The 19,871-nt window shown below is 41.8% G+C and carries 13 protein-coding genes and 1 pseudogene; 3 read left to right on the top strand and 11 right to left on the bottom strand.

The annotated features are described in order from the left end of the window. Positions 1 to 46: 46 nt before the first annotated feature. A complete protein-coding gene (locus V7K21_RS28405; RefSeq protein WP_335179129.1) occupies positions 47 to 2,386 on the top strand; it encodes a GUN4 domain-containing protein in 2,340 nt (779 codons plus the stop codon). A 323-nt stretch (positions 2,387 to 2,709) separates the two neighbouring features. Beyond that, positions 2,710 to 4,584, top strand: a complete 1,875-nt coding sequence (locus V7K21_RS28400) for an AAA-like domain-containing protein (RefSeq protein WP_335179127.1) — start codon at positions 2,710 to 2,712, stop codon at positions 4,582 to 4,584. 159 nt (positions 4,585 to 4,743) lie between these two features. On the opposite strand, the gene V7K21_RS28395 is transcribed toward V7K21_RS28400, so the two are convergent. The 7 genes and pseudogenes from V7K21_RS28395 to V7K21_RS28365 all read right to left on the bottom strand — a co-directional run bounded on the left by V7K21_RS28395 (position 4,744) and on the right by V7K21_RS28365 (position 11,951). Next, on the bottom strand, positions 4,744 to 5,019 hold the full coding sequence (locus V7K21_RS28395) for a hypothetical protein (RefSeq protein WP_335179125.1): 276 nt from the start codon (positions 5,017 to 5,019) through the stop codon (positions 4,744 to 4,746). Positions 5,020 to 5,115: 96 nt separating this feature from the next. Beyond that, positions 5,116 to 6,084 (bottom strand): chlorophyll a/b binding light-harvesting protein, encoded by a 969-nt coding sequence (locus tag V7K21_RS28390; RefSeq protein WP_335179122.1) that lies wholly within the window; start codon positions 6,082 to 6,084, stop codon positions 5,116 to 5,118. A 183-nt stretch (positions 6,085 to 6,267) separates the two neighbouring features. Beyond that, positions 6,268 to 7,302, bottom strand: a complete 1,035-nt coding sequence (locus V7K21_RS28385; RefSeq protein WP_335179120.1) for a chlorophyll a/b binding light-harvesting protein — start codon at positions 7,300 to 7,302, stop codon at positions 6,268 to 6,270. A 643-nt stretch (positions 7,303 to 7,945) separates the two neighbouring features. Then, positions 7,946 to 8,698, bottom strand: a complete 753-nt coding sequence (locus V7K21_RS28380; protein WP_335179118.1) for an alpha/beta hydrolase — start codon at positions 8,696 to 8,698, stop codon at positions 7,946 to 7,948. A gap of 177 nt (positions 8,699 to 8,875) precedes the next feature. Beyond that, positions 8,876 to 9,388, bottom strand: coding sequence for a flavodoxin FldA (fldA, locus tag V7K21_RS28375; protein ID WP_335179116.1), 513 nt, complete (start codon positions 9,386 to 9,388; stop codon positions 8,876 to 8,878). A gap of 96 nt (positions 9,389 to 9,484) precedes the next feature. Continuing rightward, complete coding sequence (locus tag V7K21_RS28370) at positions 9,485 to 10,918, bottom strand: chlorophyll a/b binding light-harvesting protein (protein WP_335179114.1); 1,434 nt, start codon at positions 10,916 to 10,918, stop codon at positions 9,485 to 9,487. Between the two features lie 2 nt (positions 10,919 to 10,920). Beyond that, positions 10,921 to 11,951, bottom strand: a pseudogene (locus tag V7K21_RS28365) (chlorophyll a/b binding light-harvesting protein). A gap of 315 nt (positions 11,952 to 12,266) precedes the next feature. Between V7K21_RS28365 and V7K21_RS28360 the strand changes: the two are divergent. Continuing rightward, positions 12,267 to 12,569 (top strand): hypothetical protein, encoded by a 303-nt coding sequence (locus V7K21_RS28360; protein WP_335179112.1) that lies wholly within the window; start codon positions 12,267 to 12,269, stop codon positions 12,567 to 12,569. A 475-nt stretch (positions 12,570 to 13,044) separates the two neighbouring features. Here V7K21_RS28360 and V7K21_RS28355 read toward each other — a convergent pair whose 3' ends face one another. The 4 genes from V7K21_RS28355 to V7K21_RS28340 all read right to left on the bottom strand — a co-directional run bounded on the left by V7K21_RS28355 (position 13,045) and on the right by V7K21_RS28340 (position 19,202). Beyond that, positions 13,045 to 15,573, bottom strand: coding sequence for a mannose-1-phosphate guanyltransferase (locus V7K21_RS28355; protein WP_335179134.1), 2,529 nt, complete (start codon positions 15,571 to 15,573; stop codon positions 13,045 to 13,047). An 80-nt stretch (positions 15,574 to 15,653) separates the two neighbouring features. After that, on the bottom strand, positions 15,654 to 15,968 hold the full coding sequence (locus V7K21_RS28350; RefSeq protein ID WP_335179110.1) for a hypothetical protein: 315 nt from the start codon (positions 15,966 to 15,968) through the stop codon (positions 15,654 to 15,656). An 18-nt stretch (positions 15,969 to 15,986) separates the two neighbouring features. Beyond that, positions 15,987 to 17,861: a glycosyltransferase family 39 protein gene (locus V7K21_RS28345; RefSeq protein ID WP_335179108.1), complete on the bottom strand. Its 1,875-nt coding sequence runs from the start codon at positions 17,859 to 17,861 to the stop codon at positions 15,987 to 15,989. Between the two features lie 102 nt (positions 17,862 to 17,963). Then, entirely contained in the window at positions 17,964 to 19,202 is a 1,239-nt protein-coding gene (locus V7K21_RS28340) for a glycosyltransferase (RefSeq protein WP_335179106.1), read from the bottom strand. Positions 19,203 to 19,871 lie beyond the last annotated feature (669 nt).

The raw sequence follows: 19,871 nt of genomic DNA, 5'->3' as shown, positions 1-19,871 counted from the left end.
CAACCATTATTCAGGAGAAATCTTCTTCTAATCTATTTGGTGGGTCGTGGATGCCAGAATAATTTTCTACCCCGAAGTATTGAGGGGATACGTTATTTTTATAGATGAAATTGATAGTATTCTCAGTTTAAATTTTCCGGTTGATGATTTTTTTGCTTTAATTCGAGCTTTCTTTAATCAAAGAGTTGATAATCCTGAATATCAACGTATTACTTTTGTGCTTTTGGGAGTCGCCACCCCATCTGAGTTAATTCAAGATAAAAAGCGTACTCCTTTTAATATTGGCAAAGGAATTGAGTTAACCGGATTTGAATTTGCAGAAGCTTTACCTTTAATCAATGGATTCTCTGGACAAACTAGCAAGCCTGAAACCTTAATAAAAGCGATTTTAGACTGGACTGGAGGACAGCCATTTTTGACTCAGAAAGTCTGTGAATTTGTCCGTCAATCTGCAACTATAATTCTCCCAGATGAGGAAGCTGGTTTTGTAGAGAATTTAGTCAGAAATCGAATGCTTGAGAATTGGGAATCTCAAGATGAACCGGAACATTTTAGAACGATTCGGGATAGAATTTTAAAAAGAGATGAACAGAAAGCAGCATACTTATTAGATTTATATCAACAAGTATGGCAATCAGGCGGAATTGATATTGATAATAGTATTGAACAGAGTGATTTACAGTTAGCGGGAATCGTTGTTAAAAAAGATAATAAATTAAAAGTTTATAACCTGATTTATCAAGCAATTTTTAATAATTTATGGATTGAGAAAACTTTAGCCAGTTTGCGTCCTTATGCAGAGAATTATCGTCAGTGGATTTTCTCAGGAAAACAGGATGATTCTAGGTTATTGAGAGGAAATGCTTTAGTAGAAGCATCAATTTGGGCAAAGAATAAAAGTTTAGGTTTTCAAGATTTAGAATTTTTAGCAGCTAGTCGTAAACAAGAGCGAGAAGAGGAACTAGCAGAAACAGAAAGAGAGGCAGAATTAGAAAGAGAAAGGAAAGAAAAAGAAGCAGCAGAAAGAGCTAGACAAATTGAAGCTAAAGCTAAACGGAAAGCAGAAAGGCAATTGGTAACCGCTAGAAAAAGAATGCGTTTTGGAGTTGTGGTTTTATTTCTCACTTTAGTGATTACAGGTTTATTAGGAATAGCTGCATTTATAGGAGTTGAAACCGCTAACAAAAATACAAATGCACTCAATCAATCAATTGCTAAAATTAGAGAACTATCAGCAGTGGCTTCTCAACTTCAACAAAAGGGGAAAACAAACGAAGCGAATCAGTTTTTGAATATTGCAGGTTTAGTATTGCAGGAAAAAATTAATAATCCCAAGCTAAAAGAGGCTTTATTAGATAGTTCTCTGATTTTAGGATATCAATATTTAGTTGATCAGGAAAAGGAGGTAAATAAAAAAAATGATTTAAAAAATGCTGAAATAAATTTTAATAAAATTATGCCAGAGTTATCAGAAATAGAAAATAAAATTGAGAATAATTCAAGTAATTTAGCTACTTTAGTTTATATTAACTATGTTAAAGGTAAATTAGAAGAGAATTCAAATAAAGCTAAGGCTTTAGCAGATTACAATAAGGCATTTAATAATATTAGCAGTCTAAAATCTAAGTTTAAATCTAATGTTGAATTATTTAGTTTAGACATAAATATTCTCTACAATGGCAATGCTGATATTGTAGCTTTGCTTTATCGGAAACTAAAAAAACTGGATAGCTCAAATCCAGTTTATGATCAATCTTTAAAGAAACATCTATTGAGTGAATTAGACTATTTAATGAAGCAACAAAGATGGAGAGAAGCAGATTCAAAAAATTGGCAGTTTATTCTCTATTCAGCAGGAAACAAAAAACAAGGCTCTTTCGATTTATATTTCATTGATGTCAAAAACTTTAATTGTAAGGATTTAAAAGAACTAGATACACTTTGGGTTAATAACTCTAACGGGTATTTTGGTTATAGTGTCCAGAAAAAAATATATTTGGCTAGTGGCAATTCTCTCGATTTTGATTGGGAGAAGGAAGAATGGAAAAATTGGAACGAAAAAGGGTATAATGATTTTGCAAAAAGTGTGGGATGGAGAGGACAGGATGGGGAGTGGAAAAGATATGGGGAATTACCCATAAACCTGAGGATTGGGAAAGGCGGGAGCGATTTACGGAGGAGAGTAGACTTAGGAGAACTCCCAACTCCAGTAGGGGGGAGTATTGAGGATCGATACGCAGTCGAGGCGTTTTGGCAAGGGGTGCAGGATCGACATGAAGCGATAGCTGCCGAGGCCGGGAGTGGGGGTCAATGGGGTCGGCGAGGGCCTTGGCGAGGGTGGGATGTTTTGTACTCCTCTCTTCTTGCAGAGACTTGTAAATTGTAGCAGATAAGGCTTTCAGAGGATTGTAAAGATTTATTCCTGGGAGATTTTCCACGCAATAATAAGGCTTTTGGAGATTCGATACCTGAAGTCTGAAAATAGCTGAAGAAGACAGGTTTTACCCCACCCTAACCCTCCCCTTGTGAAGGGGAGGGAACCGGAAATCTTATTTCCCCCCTTTATAAGGGGGGATTAAGGGGGGTGATACGACTTGTGTGTACACCGTAATCCGAGTAGTGACGTAATAGCTGTATCCTAGTTTTAAGTCGCGCTGTGGCCGTGGCATAAAAAGAATTTTTCATCCTCTGATTCTCTCCATAATATCTATGCCCTTTAACATTTCTTTTGGTAAAACCCCAAAACCTGAACCCGCAGAGATGACTGGTTTAATCAAAATATCAGGATGTGACAATCCAAAGCGGTGCGGGGATGTGATTTTTGTTCACGGGTTAGGTGGCCATGCACGAGGAACTTGGCATCCGCAAGAACTACGCAACGATGATAATTTTTGGTTAACGTGGCTTGCACAAGAAAGACCAAATTTAGGTATTTGGTCTTTTGGCTACAAAGCTGAACCCTTTGAGTGGAGAGGTTCAACAATGCCACTCTTTGATAGAGCTAGTAATTTACAAGAATATTTAGAAGTTTATGATATTGGAAAATACCCAATAATTTTTATCGCTCATAGTATGGGTGGATTATTAGTTAAAGAAATGTTGCGTAATGCTCAGACATTTCAAAAGAAAGCAGTTATTCAACAGACAAAAGGCATTGTATTTCTCTCGACTCCTCACACTGGTTCTCATCTCGCTAACTTAGTCGATAAAATTGGTATTTTGGCACGAACCTCTATTAGTGTTAATGAATTGAAAGCACATATTCCCCAACTGCGTCAACTTAACGAGTGGTATCGGCAAAATGTTGATTCCTTGGAAATTACTACAAAAGTTTATTTTGAAACGAAACCCACTCAAGGTTTTTTAGTTGTAGACCCAGATAGCGTTAACCCAGGCATAAAAGATGTCCAACCTACCGCTACAGATGACGACCATCTTTCTATCACCAAGCCAAAATCAACAGAGAATTTAGTCTACAAGGGAGTGAGTCAGTTTATTAAGCAACAATTGCTAATTAATCTAGGCATTGTTGAACAAGCAACACCAAAAGTAAAACAGAACAACTCCTCAGTGATTTTTGAAAATACTGATGGTCAAGTTCCTCTTAACTCCCCCTTTTATATCGAGCGTCCAGAGGTGGAAATTAAATGTTATGAATCCATCCTCCAACCAGGGGCGTTAATCCGCATCAAAGCGCCACAAAAGATGGGTAAAACTTCTTTAATGAGCCGCATTCTTGAGCATAGTAAACAAAAAGGTTATCGCACAGTTTCTCTGAATTTATGGAGTCAAGAAAATCTTACCGATCTCAATAATTTCTTACAGGCATTCTGTGCAACTCTGAGTTATGAATTAGGGCTAGAAGATAAAATAGATCAATCTTGGAAAAGACGCTTAAGCAGTCAAGTTAACTGCACTAATTATTTAAAAGACTATTTATTAAAAAATATTGATGTTCCCTTAGTATTAGGCTTAGATGATATTGATAAAATTTTTCCTTATCCCGAAATTGCTCAAGAATTTTTTGCTTTACTTCGAGCATGGCATGAAAACGGTAAAAACGAAGAAATCTGGCAAAAATTGCGTTTAGTAATTGCTCATTCTCAAGAAGTATATGTTTCCCTAAATGTCAATCAATCCCCCTTTAATGTGGGTTTATCTGTAGAAATAGGAGAATTTAACGCCACACAAATAAAAGAATTAGTCGAACGACATAAATTAAATTGGTCAGATACACAAATCGGACAATTAAGGGGAATGATTGATGGTCATCCTTATTTATTAAGGACTGCTCTTTATCAAATTGCCACAGGGAATTTAACTTTAGAACAATTTCTGAAAGTTGCTCCCACTGATGAGGGATTATTTAGAGGCTTTTTACATCCCTATCTTTCATTACTGGAAGAAGATAAATTGTTAAAAGCAGCGATGAAAAAAGTTATTGAGAGTGATATTCCTGTTCAATTAGACTATACACAAAGTTTTAAATTACGCAGTCTGGGCTTAATTAAATTTAAGGAAAATAAAGTTCAATGCCTTTGTAATTTATATCGCCTTTATTTTCGAGAGCGCTTATCCGAATGATTACACCCAGCTTGAGAAGATGAAACATCAATAATGAGTGGTAAAATGATTAGCGATGTCTACGACGGGCTACGCCTACGCAGCACCAACGCCAAAAGCGATGCCTACGGCGGCAAGCTACGCACCCTTGTATCTTACTGAACGAGTAATCAAATAAATTTAACAAAGCTTTCGCCGACCCTTGTTGCAAGCATTACAGGCAGAGGTTTTCGGCTCAAAATCAATACAGGCGATCGCTTCTTCAGAACAAGCTTTTTTTGGGTGTACAGTACATTTGAGGCGGTAGTCGTTGGTAAAATATTCGCAACCAGAACAGGGAATTTCATGCAGAGTTTTTAAATGAATTATCCCTTTTTTCAAGGTTAACCAGACACTACCAATAAATAGAACCATTATTGTCCAACCACAGAAGGCGCACAAAATCATAGTTAACATTAGTTATCCTCATAAAAATTCCAAGAAATGCCCACAGTCCACTGCTGTTAACCGCAGGCATAGGAGTTTATTTAGCTAGGGTTGAGCGAAACTTAATTAACTATTAGCTTGATGCGATGATCGCCAATAGTGCCAAACATAACCTAAGAAGGCCACTACACCAAGGAAGAACTGAATATCTGCCATTCCTAGACGTTCATAACCGTAAAATTCTCTCGGATAAACTGTCGTGTTATATGCCACGAACACGGCAGAAATCCAAGCCATCAAAGCTAAACCTAGCAAGCTGTAAGAAAGAATTTCTTCACCATTTTGTATCGGTAAAATTCGTCTTAGCCATGTAAAAGGCTGCACAAGAATATGCCACGCGCCACCAGCAATTAAGATGAAGCCAACCCAAATGTGACCACCAATGACATCTTCTAAGTTGTCAACACTTGCCATCCCTAAAGGAGTCCAGCTACCATCTTTCAGACCAACTAAATAGCCAAAAATTGTCACTGGGTTTAAATTAGGATTGCTAATTAGGCGGACATTTTCCAAATTAGTATCATAAATTCCGCCAAAAATCATTGCCTTTAGCACTAATAAAAAGGCTCCTAAACCCAGAATAATTAGGTGATGACCTAAAATCAAACCCAATTGCTTGGGATCATTCCATTCATAGTGAAATTTCGCCGCCTGTCCACCGGCATTATATAAAATTGCCGCACCACGAAAAACATGAAAAAGTCCACCTGCACCTAACACAGCAGATGCAACTAAATGCAAAATGCCAATTACAAAATAGGGATAAGTATCGACTACTTCACCTCCAGCACCTACACCCCAGCCCAAAGTTGCCAAGTGGGGTAACAAAGTCAATCCTTGTTCATACATTGGTACGCTAGGAACAAAGCGTGTAACTTCAGATATTGTTATTGCTCCTGCCCAAAACATAATTAAGCCTGCATGAGCAACGTGAGCGCCTAATAATTGACCAGACAAATCAATTAAACGGGCATTACCCACTAACCACGATAAATTTGTATCTTCTGCTAAGGTTCTATCAGTTGTAATTGTCATAGTTAAATACCCTGATGAGCATTTTGAATTTTGAGATTTTGCGGAAAGTCTGAGCGACGATTTCCGGCGTTAGCGTAGCGGTAGCGAGTCCGCGTTCGCGCAGCGTCTCGTAGAGAGCGTCTCAGAACTTTCCCAGACGGATTTTAAATTGTCATAATCTAAAATCCAAAATCTAAAATTGTTTTACGACTCGCTACCTATGGCATTTATTGCCCTTTCAATTTGGCTAAAGTCAACACCAATTGCTCGTAGGGCGTGCCACAGATGACCTTGCAAGAAGAAGAAAGCTAAGAAGAAATGAGCATTTGCTAACCATGCTCTGGAAGTGTAACCACCGTTAGCTAACTTAATGCTGTCGGCAAAATAAGGACTAACTCCGAGTTTTAGTTCCAAGATAGGGCCATAAAATTCCACGGGGTAAGCTAAGGTATTCACCGCACAGAAGTAAGCTGCAACAAATCCTGCTAAAGCAATACCGCCTAAAGAGTAGGAAAGGATGGCTTCACCGGAGAAAATTAAAAGCTTTTTCGCCCAAGGTAAAGGCTCTATGAGGATGTGCCAAATACCACCGCCAATGAGTAACAAGCCTACATAGATATGACCGCCGACTAAATCTTCTAAGTTGTTAACACTGGCAAAGTGGGTTTGATAGCCATAAATGACTAAAGGGTTGAGGGTGGGGTCGGTGACAACTCGAACATCGTGAATTGTCGAGTCGTACAGTCCTCCCCAGAACATCGCTTTTCCTACCAGGAGTAAAGCACCTACTCCCAAGAAAATCAGGTGATGTCCTAAGATAAACCCAAGTTTTTTCGGGTCGTCCCATGCAAAATGAAATTTCCGAGCGCGACCAGTGGCGTCTTTTAAGTTTTTTGGACCTTTGAAGGTGTGGAAAAGTGCCCCTGCACCAAGCACAGCAGAGGAGATTAAGTGTAAAGCGCCGATAACGAAATAAGGGTAAGTATCGACTACCTGACCACCTGCACCCACACCAAAACCCAAGGTGGCTAAGTGGGGAAGCAAAATCAGTCCCTGTTCGCCCATAGGCACTTGGGGATTGTAGCGAGAGAGTTCAAACCATGTAAACGCCCCAGCCCAGAGCGTCGTCAGCGCTGCTTGTGCCACATGAGCGCCGATAAATAAGCCAGAGAGATTGGCGAAGCGGGCGTTACCATTCCACCAATCAAATTTGACGTTGGGATTGCCGTATGTCTGCATTGTTAAGCCGATTAGTAATTGTTGCTAATAATACTCAATTAATTAGTTCTTATTTCAGCAGTTAAATGTCGCGTGAGTCCAGCAAATCAGCTAGCACATGTGTAAAACTAAAGCTTTTACCTGAAGGAGGAGGGCTTCGTTCAATTTACCGCAGGCGTTACCGATTGTAGTCAGCACTTCTTGCCACATGCTCTCCTTATTGAAGCTAATTACCAATTATTGAGATTACAAATTTAGTTTATTGAAAGTAATTCTTATTTAAACCATATCTTTACAAAATGTAATCATCAAAACCGGAGGAAAAATAGACACCACAAGTGAAGCGACAGTAGTAACTATTACCGCTCTAACTACTCTTGGCTGCAAGCAAATATCAGTTTTTGCTAGCAGTTTTTTCTGAAGCTGACATCAAGTTTGGATGAACACTTATAATTCAATCCGCTTGGGTTAAGACTTAATTCTCCCTAACCCACGCCAGTCGCTCCACTTGGGGAGACCCCTACAGCCCTTCCCTAACGGGACGCCTTGCGGCGAACGGGCATCCTACGGCAGGCGCTAGCCTCTCACGAATGGGAGAAGACCGCGCTGGCTCCCCTTAAAAAGGAGGGAATTAGAGCAAGCCTTTTTAAGCGAAATTTTATTGCTAATTTGTAGAAGTGCTTAGGGATAGTGCAGATGCTTCCAGTGGATGCGGATGGTGGCATTTCCAAAAACTCAAAATCTGTTTGCCAACCTGTTCGGGATAGAAGTAGTGAAAAAAATGATACCCTTCTGGGCATTCCCACAGCTTATCTTCTGGTTTGAACCAATTCAACCAGTCATGCAATGCAGGTGGATTGACTACCGGATCACTCTTGCTACCACATACCATCATTGGCATAGAAACTCCACCCTTGGGTAAATAAACCAACTTAAACAAAGAGTGGGACGAGGGAGATTGTTGTAAATCTTTATCTAAGGCAGCTACTAACTTCTTAGTGGTATGAGGTGGTTGATTTCCAAAAAGACTGCGAACGCTGCTTGCCAAAACAAGTTCACGGCTGATTTGAAAAAGTTGTCGTTGAAAGTAATAGTGAGCCTGCCAATTGTTTGCAGGTTGAGCAGCTACAGCCAGTAGAGTGAGCGATCGCACTTTTTGAGGAAATCGACGAGCATAGCTTAAGGCGATCGCACCACCCATACTATGACCTGCAAGATGGACAGGGCGATCGCGGCATTCTAAAAATTCATCCATTAACTCCACAGCTTGATCTATGGAACTGGCTTCATCTTTGGTTTGATGGTATTCCCACTGGGCGACGCTTATATACCCAGATAAGTATTTAAGTAATGGTTCATCAAAACGCTTCAAAATAGGACTAGCATTTAACCACAGAACATCAAATGAATTAGACATAAATACCTATAACTTCTGAATTATCAATTTCAGCTATAAGAGCGATTAGAAAACGCGTCTACACTAGGCTCTACCCATCTGCACGGGTAAAAAACCTTGATTTTCTTTTAGCCCACGCAGGTGTAGTTCCTATTTGTGTAGCCGCGTATTCCATTCACCAAGGCTTAAGTTGACTTTCTACAAACCAAATTCTGTCTTCAACTGAGCAACCCAAGTTTTAATTCGCTCGTCTGTTAACTCAGATTGACTACCTTGATCAAGTGCCAATCCGACAAACTTGCCATTTTTCAAAGCTCTAGATTGATCAAATTCATACCCCTCAGTTGGCCAGTAGCCAACAGTTTTACCGCCCCGTTGGGAAATTTTTTCTTCCAGAATTCCTATTGCATCTTGGAAGTTATCGCTATAACCATATTGGTCTCCATCACCAAAATACGCGACCAGCTTACCACTAAAATCTACATCATCCAGATCAGAGAAAAAGCCTTCCCAATCGCTCTGAAGCTGACCAATATCCCAAGTGGGAGAGCCAATAATCAGCAATTCATACTCATCAAAAGTGCTAGTATCCGCTTCGTAAATGGCATGTAATGTTACAACATCACCACCAAACTCATCCCGAATTTTTTCGGCATCAGATTCAGTGTTGCCAGTTTGAGTACCGTAAAACAAACCAATTTTTTTCGACATATTGACACCTGATAAATAGATAATTGTGTGTTCAAAAGGACTTATGCAACAATAGCCATTCCTCCTGTACGTAAACCTCACACAAGTTGATGCAACTTAGAAAAACAAACTGCTATTGGTTAACAGCAGGAAGGCAAACAAAGCTCCTCCGCAGCTACCCACTGTCCAGCCAGCATCAAACTCGCTCCAAGACTTAGCCGTTTTCATGTTTTCCGGTAGTTCCCCTTGAGCAGGTTTGCGTTTTTGAAATGACACACTACCATACAACCACAAGCAAATAGACAAAATCAATACCAGACCAATTGTCGCAAGTAGCCCTGCTAGATTTGCCAACTCCGTATCCCGCAGTGGGCCTAGTTTTACGAACGGGCCAATCAAGAAATAACCGTGCGCCATACCAATTTCCAGCCCCCGTGAAAAGGGAGACAAGCCTTGACGGTAAATAGGAAGATTTGCCAACAACTTCAGGGTGATATCAGAAGCATTCACCGGGGTGTCGAAATTCCCGATTTCAGGACTCCCCGCAGGATTGATAACTCCCTGCTTAAAATCAAGTCCAGCCGCTATGACACGCACCCTCACTGCGTGCCAGATATGACCAGCTAAAAAGACAACTGCCAAAGCAAAGTGACTGGTTGCTAGCCAAGTACGAACCGTAATCACTCCCGATGCAGTAGTATTCAGTCCTAACGGACCATAGAAAACTGTGGGATAAACGGTATCATTTACCGTTACAAAATATGCTGCCAACAAACCCATGTAAGCCAGAGCGCCCAGGCTATAGGATAGGTAAGCCTCACCAGACCAAAATAGTACCTTTTTCGCCCAACTAAAAGGCTTGGTGAGAATGTGCCAAAATCCCCCGGCAATACAGAGTATTCCTACCCAGATATGTCCCCCGATGACATCTTCTAGGTTATTAACTGCTGCCATTCCCTGTTTGCCAAAAGCACCGAAGAGATAGCCAAAGATGCGACCTGGGTTAATAGTCGGTTCAGTAATCACTCGTACAGATGCCACTGCTGGATCATAAAGACCACCCCAAAACAGCGCCTTTGCCACCAACAACCAAGCCCCCAACCCCAACAACAGCAAATGAATGCCGATGATCGTGGTCATCTTGTCTTCATCTTTCCAGTCGTAGCCAAACAAGCCAGGGAAAGACGGGTTATCATCCAACACTGCTGGGCCTAGAACAGCATGGTAAATGCCACCAGCACCTAGTACAGCAGAACTAATCAGATGTAAGACACCAATTACAACAAAAGGATAGGTATCAACAATTTGGCCGCCCTCGCCAACACCAAATCCTAAAGTTGCCAGATGGGGCAGCAAAATTAATCCCTGTTCATACATCGGTCGGGAGAGGTCGTATTTGGTGATTTCAAATAACGTCATTCCTCCTGCCCAAAGGACAATCAACCCAGCATGAGCAACATGAGCGCCCAAAAGCTTACCCGATAGGTTAATGAATCGGGCATTGCCAGCCCACCAACCGGATTCCTGCGGGATTATGGTTGCAGTTGCCATAGTTAGATTGCCTCCCCACGAGTTGAACGGACGACTCTCCAAGCGCGGAAGTCAAATCCAGCAGCGCGTAAAGCGTGCCAAAGATGCCCTTGAAGAAAGAAGAAAGCTAGCCAAAAATGAGCATTCGCCAGCCAAACGCGAGAGGATAGTAAATTTCCACTCTGGAAGTAGGGAAAACGGTCAAACCCAATACTCAGGGCTGGCCCATAAAATTCCGGTGGGTAAGCTAGTGTGTTAACGGAGACAAAATAAGCGGCAATAAAACCCATTAGAGCTAAAGCACCCAAACTGTAAGAAAGGTATGCTTCTCCTGACCAGATAAAAAGCTGCTTTGTCCAGCCAAAAGGTTGAGTGGTAATGTGCCAAATACCGCCAGCAATGCAGAGAATGCTCACCCAAATATGACCACCAACCAAGTCTTCCAGGTTGTTGACTCCAGCAATCCAGTGTTTGCCACCGCCACCAAATAAGTAGCCAAAAATGACGACGGAGTTCAAAGTAGGGCTAGAAACTACGCGCACCTCACCCACCGTAGAATCGTACAAGCCGCCAAAAAACATGGCTTTGGCAACTAGTAAGCCTGCTCCCAGACCCAGTAACACTAGGTGAATACCCAGAATAGTGGTCATTTTATTAGCATCTTCCCAGCGATAGCCAAAGAAGGAAAATCTCTCTTCTAAGATGGCGGGCCCACGTAGGGCATGAAAGATACCGCCAAATCCCAGGAAGGCGGAGCTAATTAGGTGCAATACTCCAACGACGAAGTAAGGATAAGTATCTACTATCTGTCCACCACTTCCAACACCCCAACCAAGGGTTGCAAGATGGGGCAATAGAATTAAGCCCTGTTCGTACATTGGTTGCGCTCTGTTGAAGTGGGCAAGTTCAAAAAGGGTTGTTGCACCAGCCCAGAGAACAATTAACCCCGCATGAGCAACGTGAGCGCCCAAAAGCTTACCTGAGAGGTTGGTTAACCGGGGTTCCCTGCCCACCAGGGAATTGACTCCGGTTTTTGAACAGCCACGCTTGTCATGGCGTTATCTCCTGAGAAAGTTTGCAAATAACTGTAACTATTAGCTTAATGAATATCTATCTCAAGAAGCATGAAGATATACTACCAGAGTAATTGCAAAAACTTATCATTTGGTTTAGGTAAAGTTTTATAAAGGATTTCAGAAACAAACTGAAAAGGCGGGCGACGGTTCAATTCCACCTCAAGAATGAGTGCGCTACAAGCCAACTTCTTATAAATGCCTTACGATATCCTCACACGATATTCCGAATTATTACTGGTTTAAAAAAATACATCGGTAGAGGAAGCTAGAAAAGGTAAATTTTTTGTGCATTTATGAAATTAATCCAAATACTAAAAGTAGCCGTAATTCCTGTTTTGACTGTATTGAGCTTGTTGTCTGCATCAAATAAAGTACTAGCTGACTATTTAACTAGTCAGGGAGGAGGCGGTAATTACCGTTATGAATTATGGTCTAGCGATGATAATAATCATTACTATTTGAAAATTTGGTCATCTGAAGCAAGTCCAAACAGTGACGCATACTCCACAACTAGAACATTCACCTCTAGTAGGGAAGCTTTAATTGATTTTGATTGCAATTACGCTAAGAGAAATTTACCAGAATGCCCTCGATGATAATTTTTAACTCCTCTGATACCGTTTCATACAAACTCTGATACATATAGATTTCTCGTAGGGGCATAGCAATGCTTATTAGTGTCAACTTAAACTATAAACCTCGTAAAATCTCGTTTCCAGTCAGAGACTGGAAATGCATACCCTGGCGGCTCTGCCGCCAAAAGAGGGAGGCGGAGCTTTTAAACTGGTATTCCCAGTCTGAGACTCTTAACAAGGCAAACCGCTTCTAGAATGCCTTGAAAGGAGTAGCGATCGCAATCCTATTTGATTTGTGAAAATATACAGTGTCCAGATCCCCGACAACTTTTACGAAGTCGGGGATCTAACTTTTCACGGATGATTAAGTAAGGCTATATTGTCATAAGTTTTATATAGTGGTTCTCGATTGCATCCAAGCGAAAACCGCATAATTCGTAGTTCGGAATTCGTAATTAAAAAATTCAATTACGAATTCCGAATTACAAATTACGAATTACACTTCGGCGGGTTGATATTCTTGTTGTCTTTCCACAAACGCCTGAACACGGCTGCGGTAGTTTCTTACAGTCTCATCTACCCAATCGCGATCGTTGCTATTTGCATACAAATGCACCAGTGGTTCGCTGGCATCTGGTAAAACTAACAGCCAACTGTCATCGTAGGGTTGACAAATTTTCACTCCATCGATGAGTTCTAGATTTTGGGCTGGGTGAGTTTCTACTAAGTAACGCATCAAAGCACCCTTGGCTGTCCAGGGGCAGCGGATTGTATAAGTTTTATGAATTACACGGGGCAATTCTGACCGCGCAGCAGCAAGCGATCGCTCCTGGATAGTCAACATCTCAATTATCTTCGCAATGCAGAACATGGCATCAAATCCCGGATGCAGTTGCGGGAAAATAAAACCAGTCTCTCCACTACCTCCTAATACCACATTTTGATTTTTCTGACAAGCTTCCATCAAAGCTGTAGGATTGGCTTTGGTGCGAATCACTCTGCCATCGTGGCGACGGGCGACTTGTTCAATAGCACTGGAAGCATGAACTGGCACTACTACTGTTCCTCTGGGGTTAGCCGTCAGAATCATGTCTACCATCAGTGCTGTTAAAGTTTCCCCACGAATTGGGAAACCTGATTCATCAACTAAAATCAGCTGTTCTCCATTAGCCGTGACTTGCACACCAAAGTTAGCTTTCAATGCCTCGACTACATGACCTAACTGAGTCAGCAGTCCTTCGCGGTCAGTGATTGACATCGCTGTTTTAGTGACACTGGCATTCAGCACCACTGCATCAGCACCAAATTTATCTAACATTTGGGGTAAAACTGCCCCAGAAACCGCATAAACATAGTCAATAACCACTTTTGCTCTGCTGTTGCGGAGTGTATGAACATGTAACAGTTTCTCAAAAGCAGTGCAGTAGCGATCCATGACTTGGCTAGGGTAAGACACATCACCAATTTCATGAATTAGCGCCCGTCGCATATCCTCTTTAAAGTAAGCCCCTTCAATTTTCTTTTCTAGGGCTTTGGAAATATTAATCCCCTTAGCATCCATGAATTCAATCAAAATGTAGTCGGGGCGATCAGGGTGTACCCGCACATGGATACCACCAGCTACCGACATTGTGGGTATAACCGTGCGGGCGATGGGGATAGCTGTAGCATCGAGGTTTTGAATATCAATACCTACTGACATTAAACCAGCAATCAGCGATCGCGTCACCATCCGAGAGACATTACGCTGGTCACGAGAAACCGTTACTTTAGAACCAGGTTTCAAAGTAGAACCGTAAGCAGCTCCCAATTTTACGGCAAATTCTGGGGTGAGGTCGATATTAGCTAATCCTTGCACACCACGTTGCCCAAATAAATTCCGTTGAGCGGTGTTTCCCCAAATCAAGTTAATGTTTAAAATTGCCCCTGACTCAATCTTTTTACTGGGCCAAACGCGCACGCCGGGGCTAATTTGGGCTTCTTCTCCCACCGTAGAAAGTGAACCGATAACAGCAGCTTCCAATACTTGAGCGCGGCGGTCTACACGAGTACCACGGGAAATTACACAGGCAGAAAGAGCTGCTTCCTCACCAATAAATGCTCCATTCCACACTATGGGACGTTTGAGATTCGCATCAGCACCAATAGTGACATTATCGCCAATTACGGTTCCTGGCTCAATCTGTACTCTTGCCCCGATGCGGCAATTATCACCAATCACTGCTGGCGTTTCAATCACAGCCGTTTGGTCGATGTAAGTATTTTGACCCACCCATAATTTCGGGGAAACTTCTTTATAGACACAATCTAGTTGCACTTTCTGATCTAAGGCGTCATACTGAGCCTCACGATAGGCATCTAAGTGACCAACATCACACCAGTAACCTTGAGCAATGTAGCCATACATTGGCTCATCTTTTGCTAATAGTAAGGGGAATAAGTCTTTGGAAAAGTCAGATTCAGTATTTGCTGGCATGTATTCCAAAACTTCTGGTTCGAGAATGTAAGTGCCAGTGTTGACGGTATCGGAAAAAATTTCACTACTAGAGGGTTTTTCTAAAAATCGCCGAATCCGTGCTTCCTCATCGGTAATCACCACCCCAAATTCAATTGGGTTAGGAACTCTGGTTAAAATCAAAGTAGCTTTTGACTTTTTTTGTTTGTGAAATGCGATCGCTGCCGTGAGGTCAAAATCTGTTATGCTATCACCGCTAATGACTAAAAAGGTTTCATCAAGGAGTTCGGCAATGTTTTTCACACAGCCTGCTGTACCCAAAGGTTGATCTTCTTCGACAGCATAGGTCATCTGGACACCAAAATCGCTGCCATCTTGAAAATAGTCTCGCAAGGCATCAGGTAAATAATGCAATGTTGCAATAACTTCTGTAATTTGATGTCGTTTGAGAAGATTGATAATATGTTCGGCAATTGGTCGATTTAGAATGGGCACCATCGGTTTAGGGAGATCGCAAGTTAACGGGCGAAGCCGCGTTCCCGAACCGCCTGCCATCAGTACTGCACGCATAAATCCTCCTTGTTCGCTATTTACAGCCTTCGCTGCTTCAAGACCCATGAGATATGTTTTGTTCTTCCTTCTTTAGTTTGCTATGGATCTTGATATTTGAGGAACTTCCACAAGATGTATCTAGATTGGGGCATTGGGCACTTGTACTGAGCTTGTCCTGAGCGTGGCCGTAAAGCCTGCGGCATAGCTACGCTTAAGGTGCAGCCTCTCCAAGAGTTGGGCGAAGCCGTTGGCGCAGCCTCTCGTAAAGAAGTATCGGGGATGGGGCATTGGAAGCTTTGAGGTTCTGAGGTAAATGAATCAGTATCAAAGGTGGATGAACGAGTGTCAAAGGTGGATGAATCCAGTTCTAATTCTCCCTTGCTCCCCTGCTCCCCTGCTCCCTCATGCCTCATCCCCCATTCCCCAGCTTATTAACTCTGCTGGCAATGATAAAGTTTATATTCGTAGCCGTTTACGCTTGGCAAAGATTGAATATCAGAGTTAACGCATGTTTTGACGGTTTCTGCTATGGGTGCGTGAAAGTTTACCAGCCACAAGTCAAAAGGTCGTGGTAATTTCTTTAAAGTATTTTCCAGAGCAATGGTGGAAATATTTGGGTCTTGGTCTTGATGGGCAAGAAGAAACAAAGGTTTTTGAGGTAAATTGGCAAGTTTAATCTCCCTAGCTACGCCCATCATTTCCCCAGTGTGTACATAAGTTTTGTGGGTAGTGGCAATCAGTACTGGCACTGGGGATATTTGTTGGATTAGTTGCACAAAAAGGTCAGGGCGATAATATTTTTGATAGCCGAGATTGCAGAATACTGTTACTGCACTAAAAAATCCCATTAACCAAATTAACATCACGGCTTTTTTCCCGTTTATTCCCCATTTACCTGTGCTTTTTATGCCATTTTTTCCTTGTTCTCTTCCCATCAATTCCTTGGGAGGATGCCAACACACTGCCAGACTTGCCCCTAGTAAAATAACAATGGCGGGAAAGTAAACAAAGTTATAGCGAGCACCCCTGGTCAGGTCAATACCCAAAAAGTACGTAAAAATAAAAAATAAAGCGATCGCACTGATAACGACTCCAGCAAACACCTGAATCATAATCCGGGTTTCTGGGTGGTGTAGTTGAATCTTGATCCCACGCAGCAAAATTGGTACTGCCCAAATAAAGAAAATCAACATTACCAGTCCAGAAGGAATCACAACTAATAGCTGTGAAGATTCAACTGGGAGGAGGGAAATCATTGCAATCAATGTTCCTAAAGCTTGAAAAATTGGGCTGAACCAATCTAGTCCGACGCGAGAACCTCGAATCCACTCGGTCAAATTATCACGATTTCTATTTTGTAAAAAGATTGGTAGCCAAATTAAACTCGCAACAATTGTACCTGTAGCAACGGCATAGATGCGCCGCCAGGGAGGAGAGAATAAAAGAGAAAATTTGCTGCTAGTCTGGAATTGATGCCAAGCAAGAAAAATCAAAACTACACCTTCTGTGCAGAGGGTGAGAGTGAAGAAGTAATGAGTAGCAACACCTAAAGCATTAATTCCTACCCAGAGAAGTGCTATCCAGATGGGTAAAGGTGTGCGGTTTTGAATATGACGGGTGGCAATTATTAAGCAGGTAAGGGAAGCAGTTACCCATAAGGCTGCCAAACTGTATTGGCGTGCTTCTTGTGCTAAAAAGACGCCGTAGGGTGATACTGCCATCATGGCAGCAGCCAAGTGTCCCACTAATGGCGAACGAAACGCTAGTTTACCTAATATGTAAATACATGGAATGGAGGCAGTACCGATTATAGCTGGTAGCGATCGCGCAGCAAACAGCGATACTAATCCTCCTTCGCTCTTAAATAATTTCATCCACAAGTAAGCTAGCACAAAATACAGTGGTGGATGGTTATCTTGTGTAACTAAGTTATGAATGACATCACCAACACTAGCTGCTGGGTTTGGTTGCAGTGGTTGCAATAGGATATCAGGTGCGATCGCTTGATCTAGAGGTACTGATAAAAAAGTATTCCCCAAGCTAAAGACCAGGGTGGAAAACTCATCAGTCCAAGGAGGCTTTGCAGTCAAGTTGGCTAGGCGCAAGTTGATGCCGATGATTAACCACATCAAGTTCAGCAAGGGGTGAAGCCAGGAAGGAGGGAGGCGAGTCTGCCAATGATGCCAATGCTTGTGTTGTAAGCCAGAGTTTGTATCTGCCAGAGACAGGAAATGGGTAGCATAGGCAGGTAGCAACGAGATAATTTTTCTGTAAAAATCAAATGCACCTTGGAAAAAAACTCTCATTGCTGGTCCTCACAGGAATGGATTTGTAGATTTGACGTTTGAGATTTAAGTTCGTTCTAAAGTCTAAAAACAAAAATCAAAATCTCAAATCCCTCGTTGTGATTATTTCACGTCGGTGACGCGCCAGCTAAGTTTCAAATTAATCCAAAAATTCCAGATGGTAGCAACTGCGATCGCTATCAACTTAGCTAAATACTGATTTATCCCCAAGACATTATAGAGAAAGTTAATTATTAGAGCTTGTAATATAACTCCTGCCAAACAGATCACACTGAACTTCAAGAATCGCTTGAAACGTTGATGCGGATCACGTTGCCTCCGAGAAATATCACCAAAAGTCCATAAATCATTCCATAGAAAATTATTTATGATTGCCACTCCGGCTGAAAGAATTGTACTGCGAGTTAAACCCAAATGAATCACAGTCCGCAGCAAGTAAAACACCGTTAAATCCACAAACACACCACTAAAGCCAACCAACCCAAAGCGGAGGAATCGACCAACGGGGAAATTGACTTTTCTACTCAATCGTCCGACTCGCCCTGTGGAAAGCCGCAACCGCACTAAGTGGTGGATGTAATCTATATATTGCTTCCATGTCACCTTACTCTCACCCTCTTTGCGTTCGCAGAACACATACCCAACTTCGGCAACTTGGTCTACTTTTCCCCGCCCGATTACTTCTAGGAGAATTTTGTATCCGACTGGATTGAGTGTTGCATTTGCGATCGCACTCCGACGTACCATAAAATAACCACTCATGGGGTCGGAAACTCTGCCCAGTACCCCTGGTAAAATCACTAAGCCTAACAGTTGAGCGCCACGAGACAAGAAACGCCTGACAACACTCCAGCTACTTACACCGCCTCCTTCTACATGACGGCTGGCTACTGCTATATCTGCTCCCTGCTCAATACTACGCAACAGTTGCATCAGCACCTCTGGTGGATGTTGCAAATCTCCATCAATCACCCCCAATACACTCCCCGTAGCTGCTTGCCACCCACGAATCACTGCTGAGGACAGCCCCCGTTCCTGTTGGCGTCGCATCACCCGCAACTGTGGGTATTCTTTCGTCAAGGATTCTGCTACTTCCCAAGTTCGGTCTGGGCTATCATCGTCTACCACAATCAATTCATACTTTCCTGGAATAGATTCATCCAGTAACTGACTCAATATGCTGACCACATTCTTAATGTTGTCACGCTCTTTGTAAGTAGGAATTACTAGGGAAAGATGGGTAGATTCACTACTTGTACCCATACTGTTGGGGGGCAACTCTGAAATCTTTAGTGGGCCAGTTGGTACTGTTAACAGCGAGTTGGATGAGTTTGTCTTCATAATTTCACATTACAGAGCGAGGATGTGTAAAGACCGAGGGAAATCAAGCCAAACATTTGCTGGCTTTCTTGACTAAACCTGGTTAGTCAAAATTTAATGAATACTTTTGTTACAGTTAGCTGTTTTGAAAAGTTTAGTAATTCCAATAGCTCAATTTAAAATATTTAGCTAAACTTCATCTAAACTTTAAATTTAACCACTCGTTTTCATAGTAATATTCTGAATCTCATAGAATCTTTTTATACAAAAAACTAATTAATACTGTACCATTAAGTCAGCTAAGTGAGCAAATATACAGTTTATCAAGACTATGTGAAGATTTTTTAGTATTTAGTAAAGCTAATATACCAATCCAAAATCATTAGTGAGAAAATAGAGAAATAAATATAAAGTAGTGATTGCGACTAAATGGAAAATGTAGTAATAGTGGGTGAAATCACTAAAAGACTCGCACTTTTGGGGCGCAAGACTTTGCGCCCTTACTAAAAGGTTACTTGAAAAGTATCTGCACGTGATTTTAGGCACTTATTGATCTCCCCTAAGCCACGCAACTCGCTCATGGGGAGGCACTGCGTTGAATGGGCAATGCCCAACTTTTTGACGTAGCGTCTCATGCCACTTGCTACAACTCTTGGAACCACCAAGGAAGCAGGGCTGCCCCTTCTCACA

The sequence above is a fragment of the Nostoc sp. genome (genome assembly GCF_036919595.1).
Classification (GTDB): Bacteria; Cyanobacteriota; Cyanobacteriia; order Cyanobacteriales; family Nostocaceae; genus Nostoc.
This window is presented reverse-complemented; position numbering and strand designations above follow the sequence as displayed.

Coding starts and splice junctions, on each gene's coding strand:
- V7K21_RS28400 (WP_335179127.1), top strand. CDS start 2,710: ATGCCCTTTAACATTTCTTTTGGTAAAACCCCAAAACCTGAACCCGCA.
- V7K21_RS28395 (WP_335179125.1), bottom strand. CDS start 5,019: ATGTTAACTATGATTTTGTGCGCCTTCTGTGGTTGGACAATAATGGTT.
- V7K21_RS28390 (WP_335179122.1), bottom strand. CDS start 6,084: ATGACAATTACAACTGATAGAACCTTAGCAGAAGATACAAATTTATCG.
- V7K21_RS28385 (WP_335179120.1), bottom strand. CDS start 7,302: ATGCAGACATACGGCAATCCCAACGTCAAATTTGATTGGTGGAATGGT.
- V7K21_RS28380 (WP_335179118.1), bottom strand. CDS start 8,698: ATGTCTAATTCATTTGATGTTCTGTGGTTAAATGCTAGTCCTATTTTG.
- fldA (WP_335179116.1), bottom strand. CDS start 9,388: ATGTCGAAAAAAATTGGTTTGTTTTACGGTACTCAAACTGGCAACACT.
- V7K21_RS28370 (WP_335179114.1), bottom strand. CDS start 10,918: ATGGCAACTGCAACCATAATCCCGCAGGAATCCGGTTGGTGGGCTGGC.
- V7K21_RS28360 (WP_335179112.1), top strand. CDS start 12,267: ATGAAATTAATCCAAATACTAAAAGTAGCCGTAATTCCTGTTTTGACT.
- V7K21_RS28355 (WP_335179134.1), bottom strand. CDS start 15,573: ATGCGTGCAGTACTGATGGCAGGCGGTTCGGGAACGCGGCTTCGCCCG.
- V7K21_RS28350 (WP_335179110.1), bottom strand. CDS start 15,968: ATGAGGCATGAGGGAGCAGGGGAGCAGGGGAGCAAGGGAGAATTAGAA.
- V7K21_RS28345 (WP_335179108.1), bottom strand. CDS start 17,861: ATGAGAGTTTTTTTCCAAGGTGCATTTGATTTTTACAGAAAAATTATC.
- V7K21_RS28340 (WP_335179106.1), bottom strand. CDS start 19,202: ATGAAGACAAACTCATCCAACTCGCTGTTAACAGTACCAACTGGCCCA.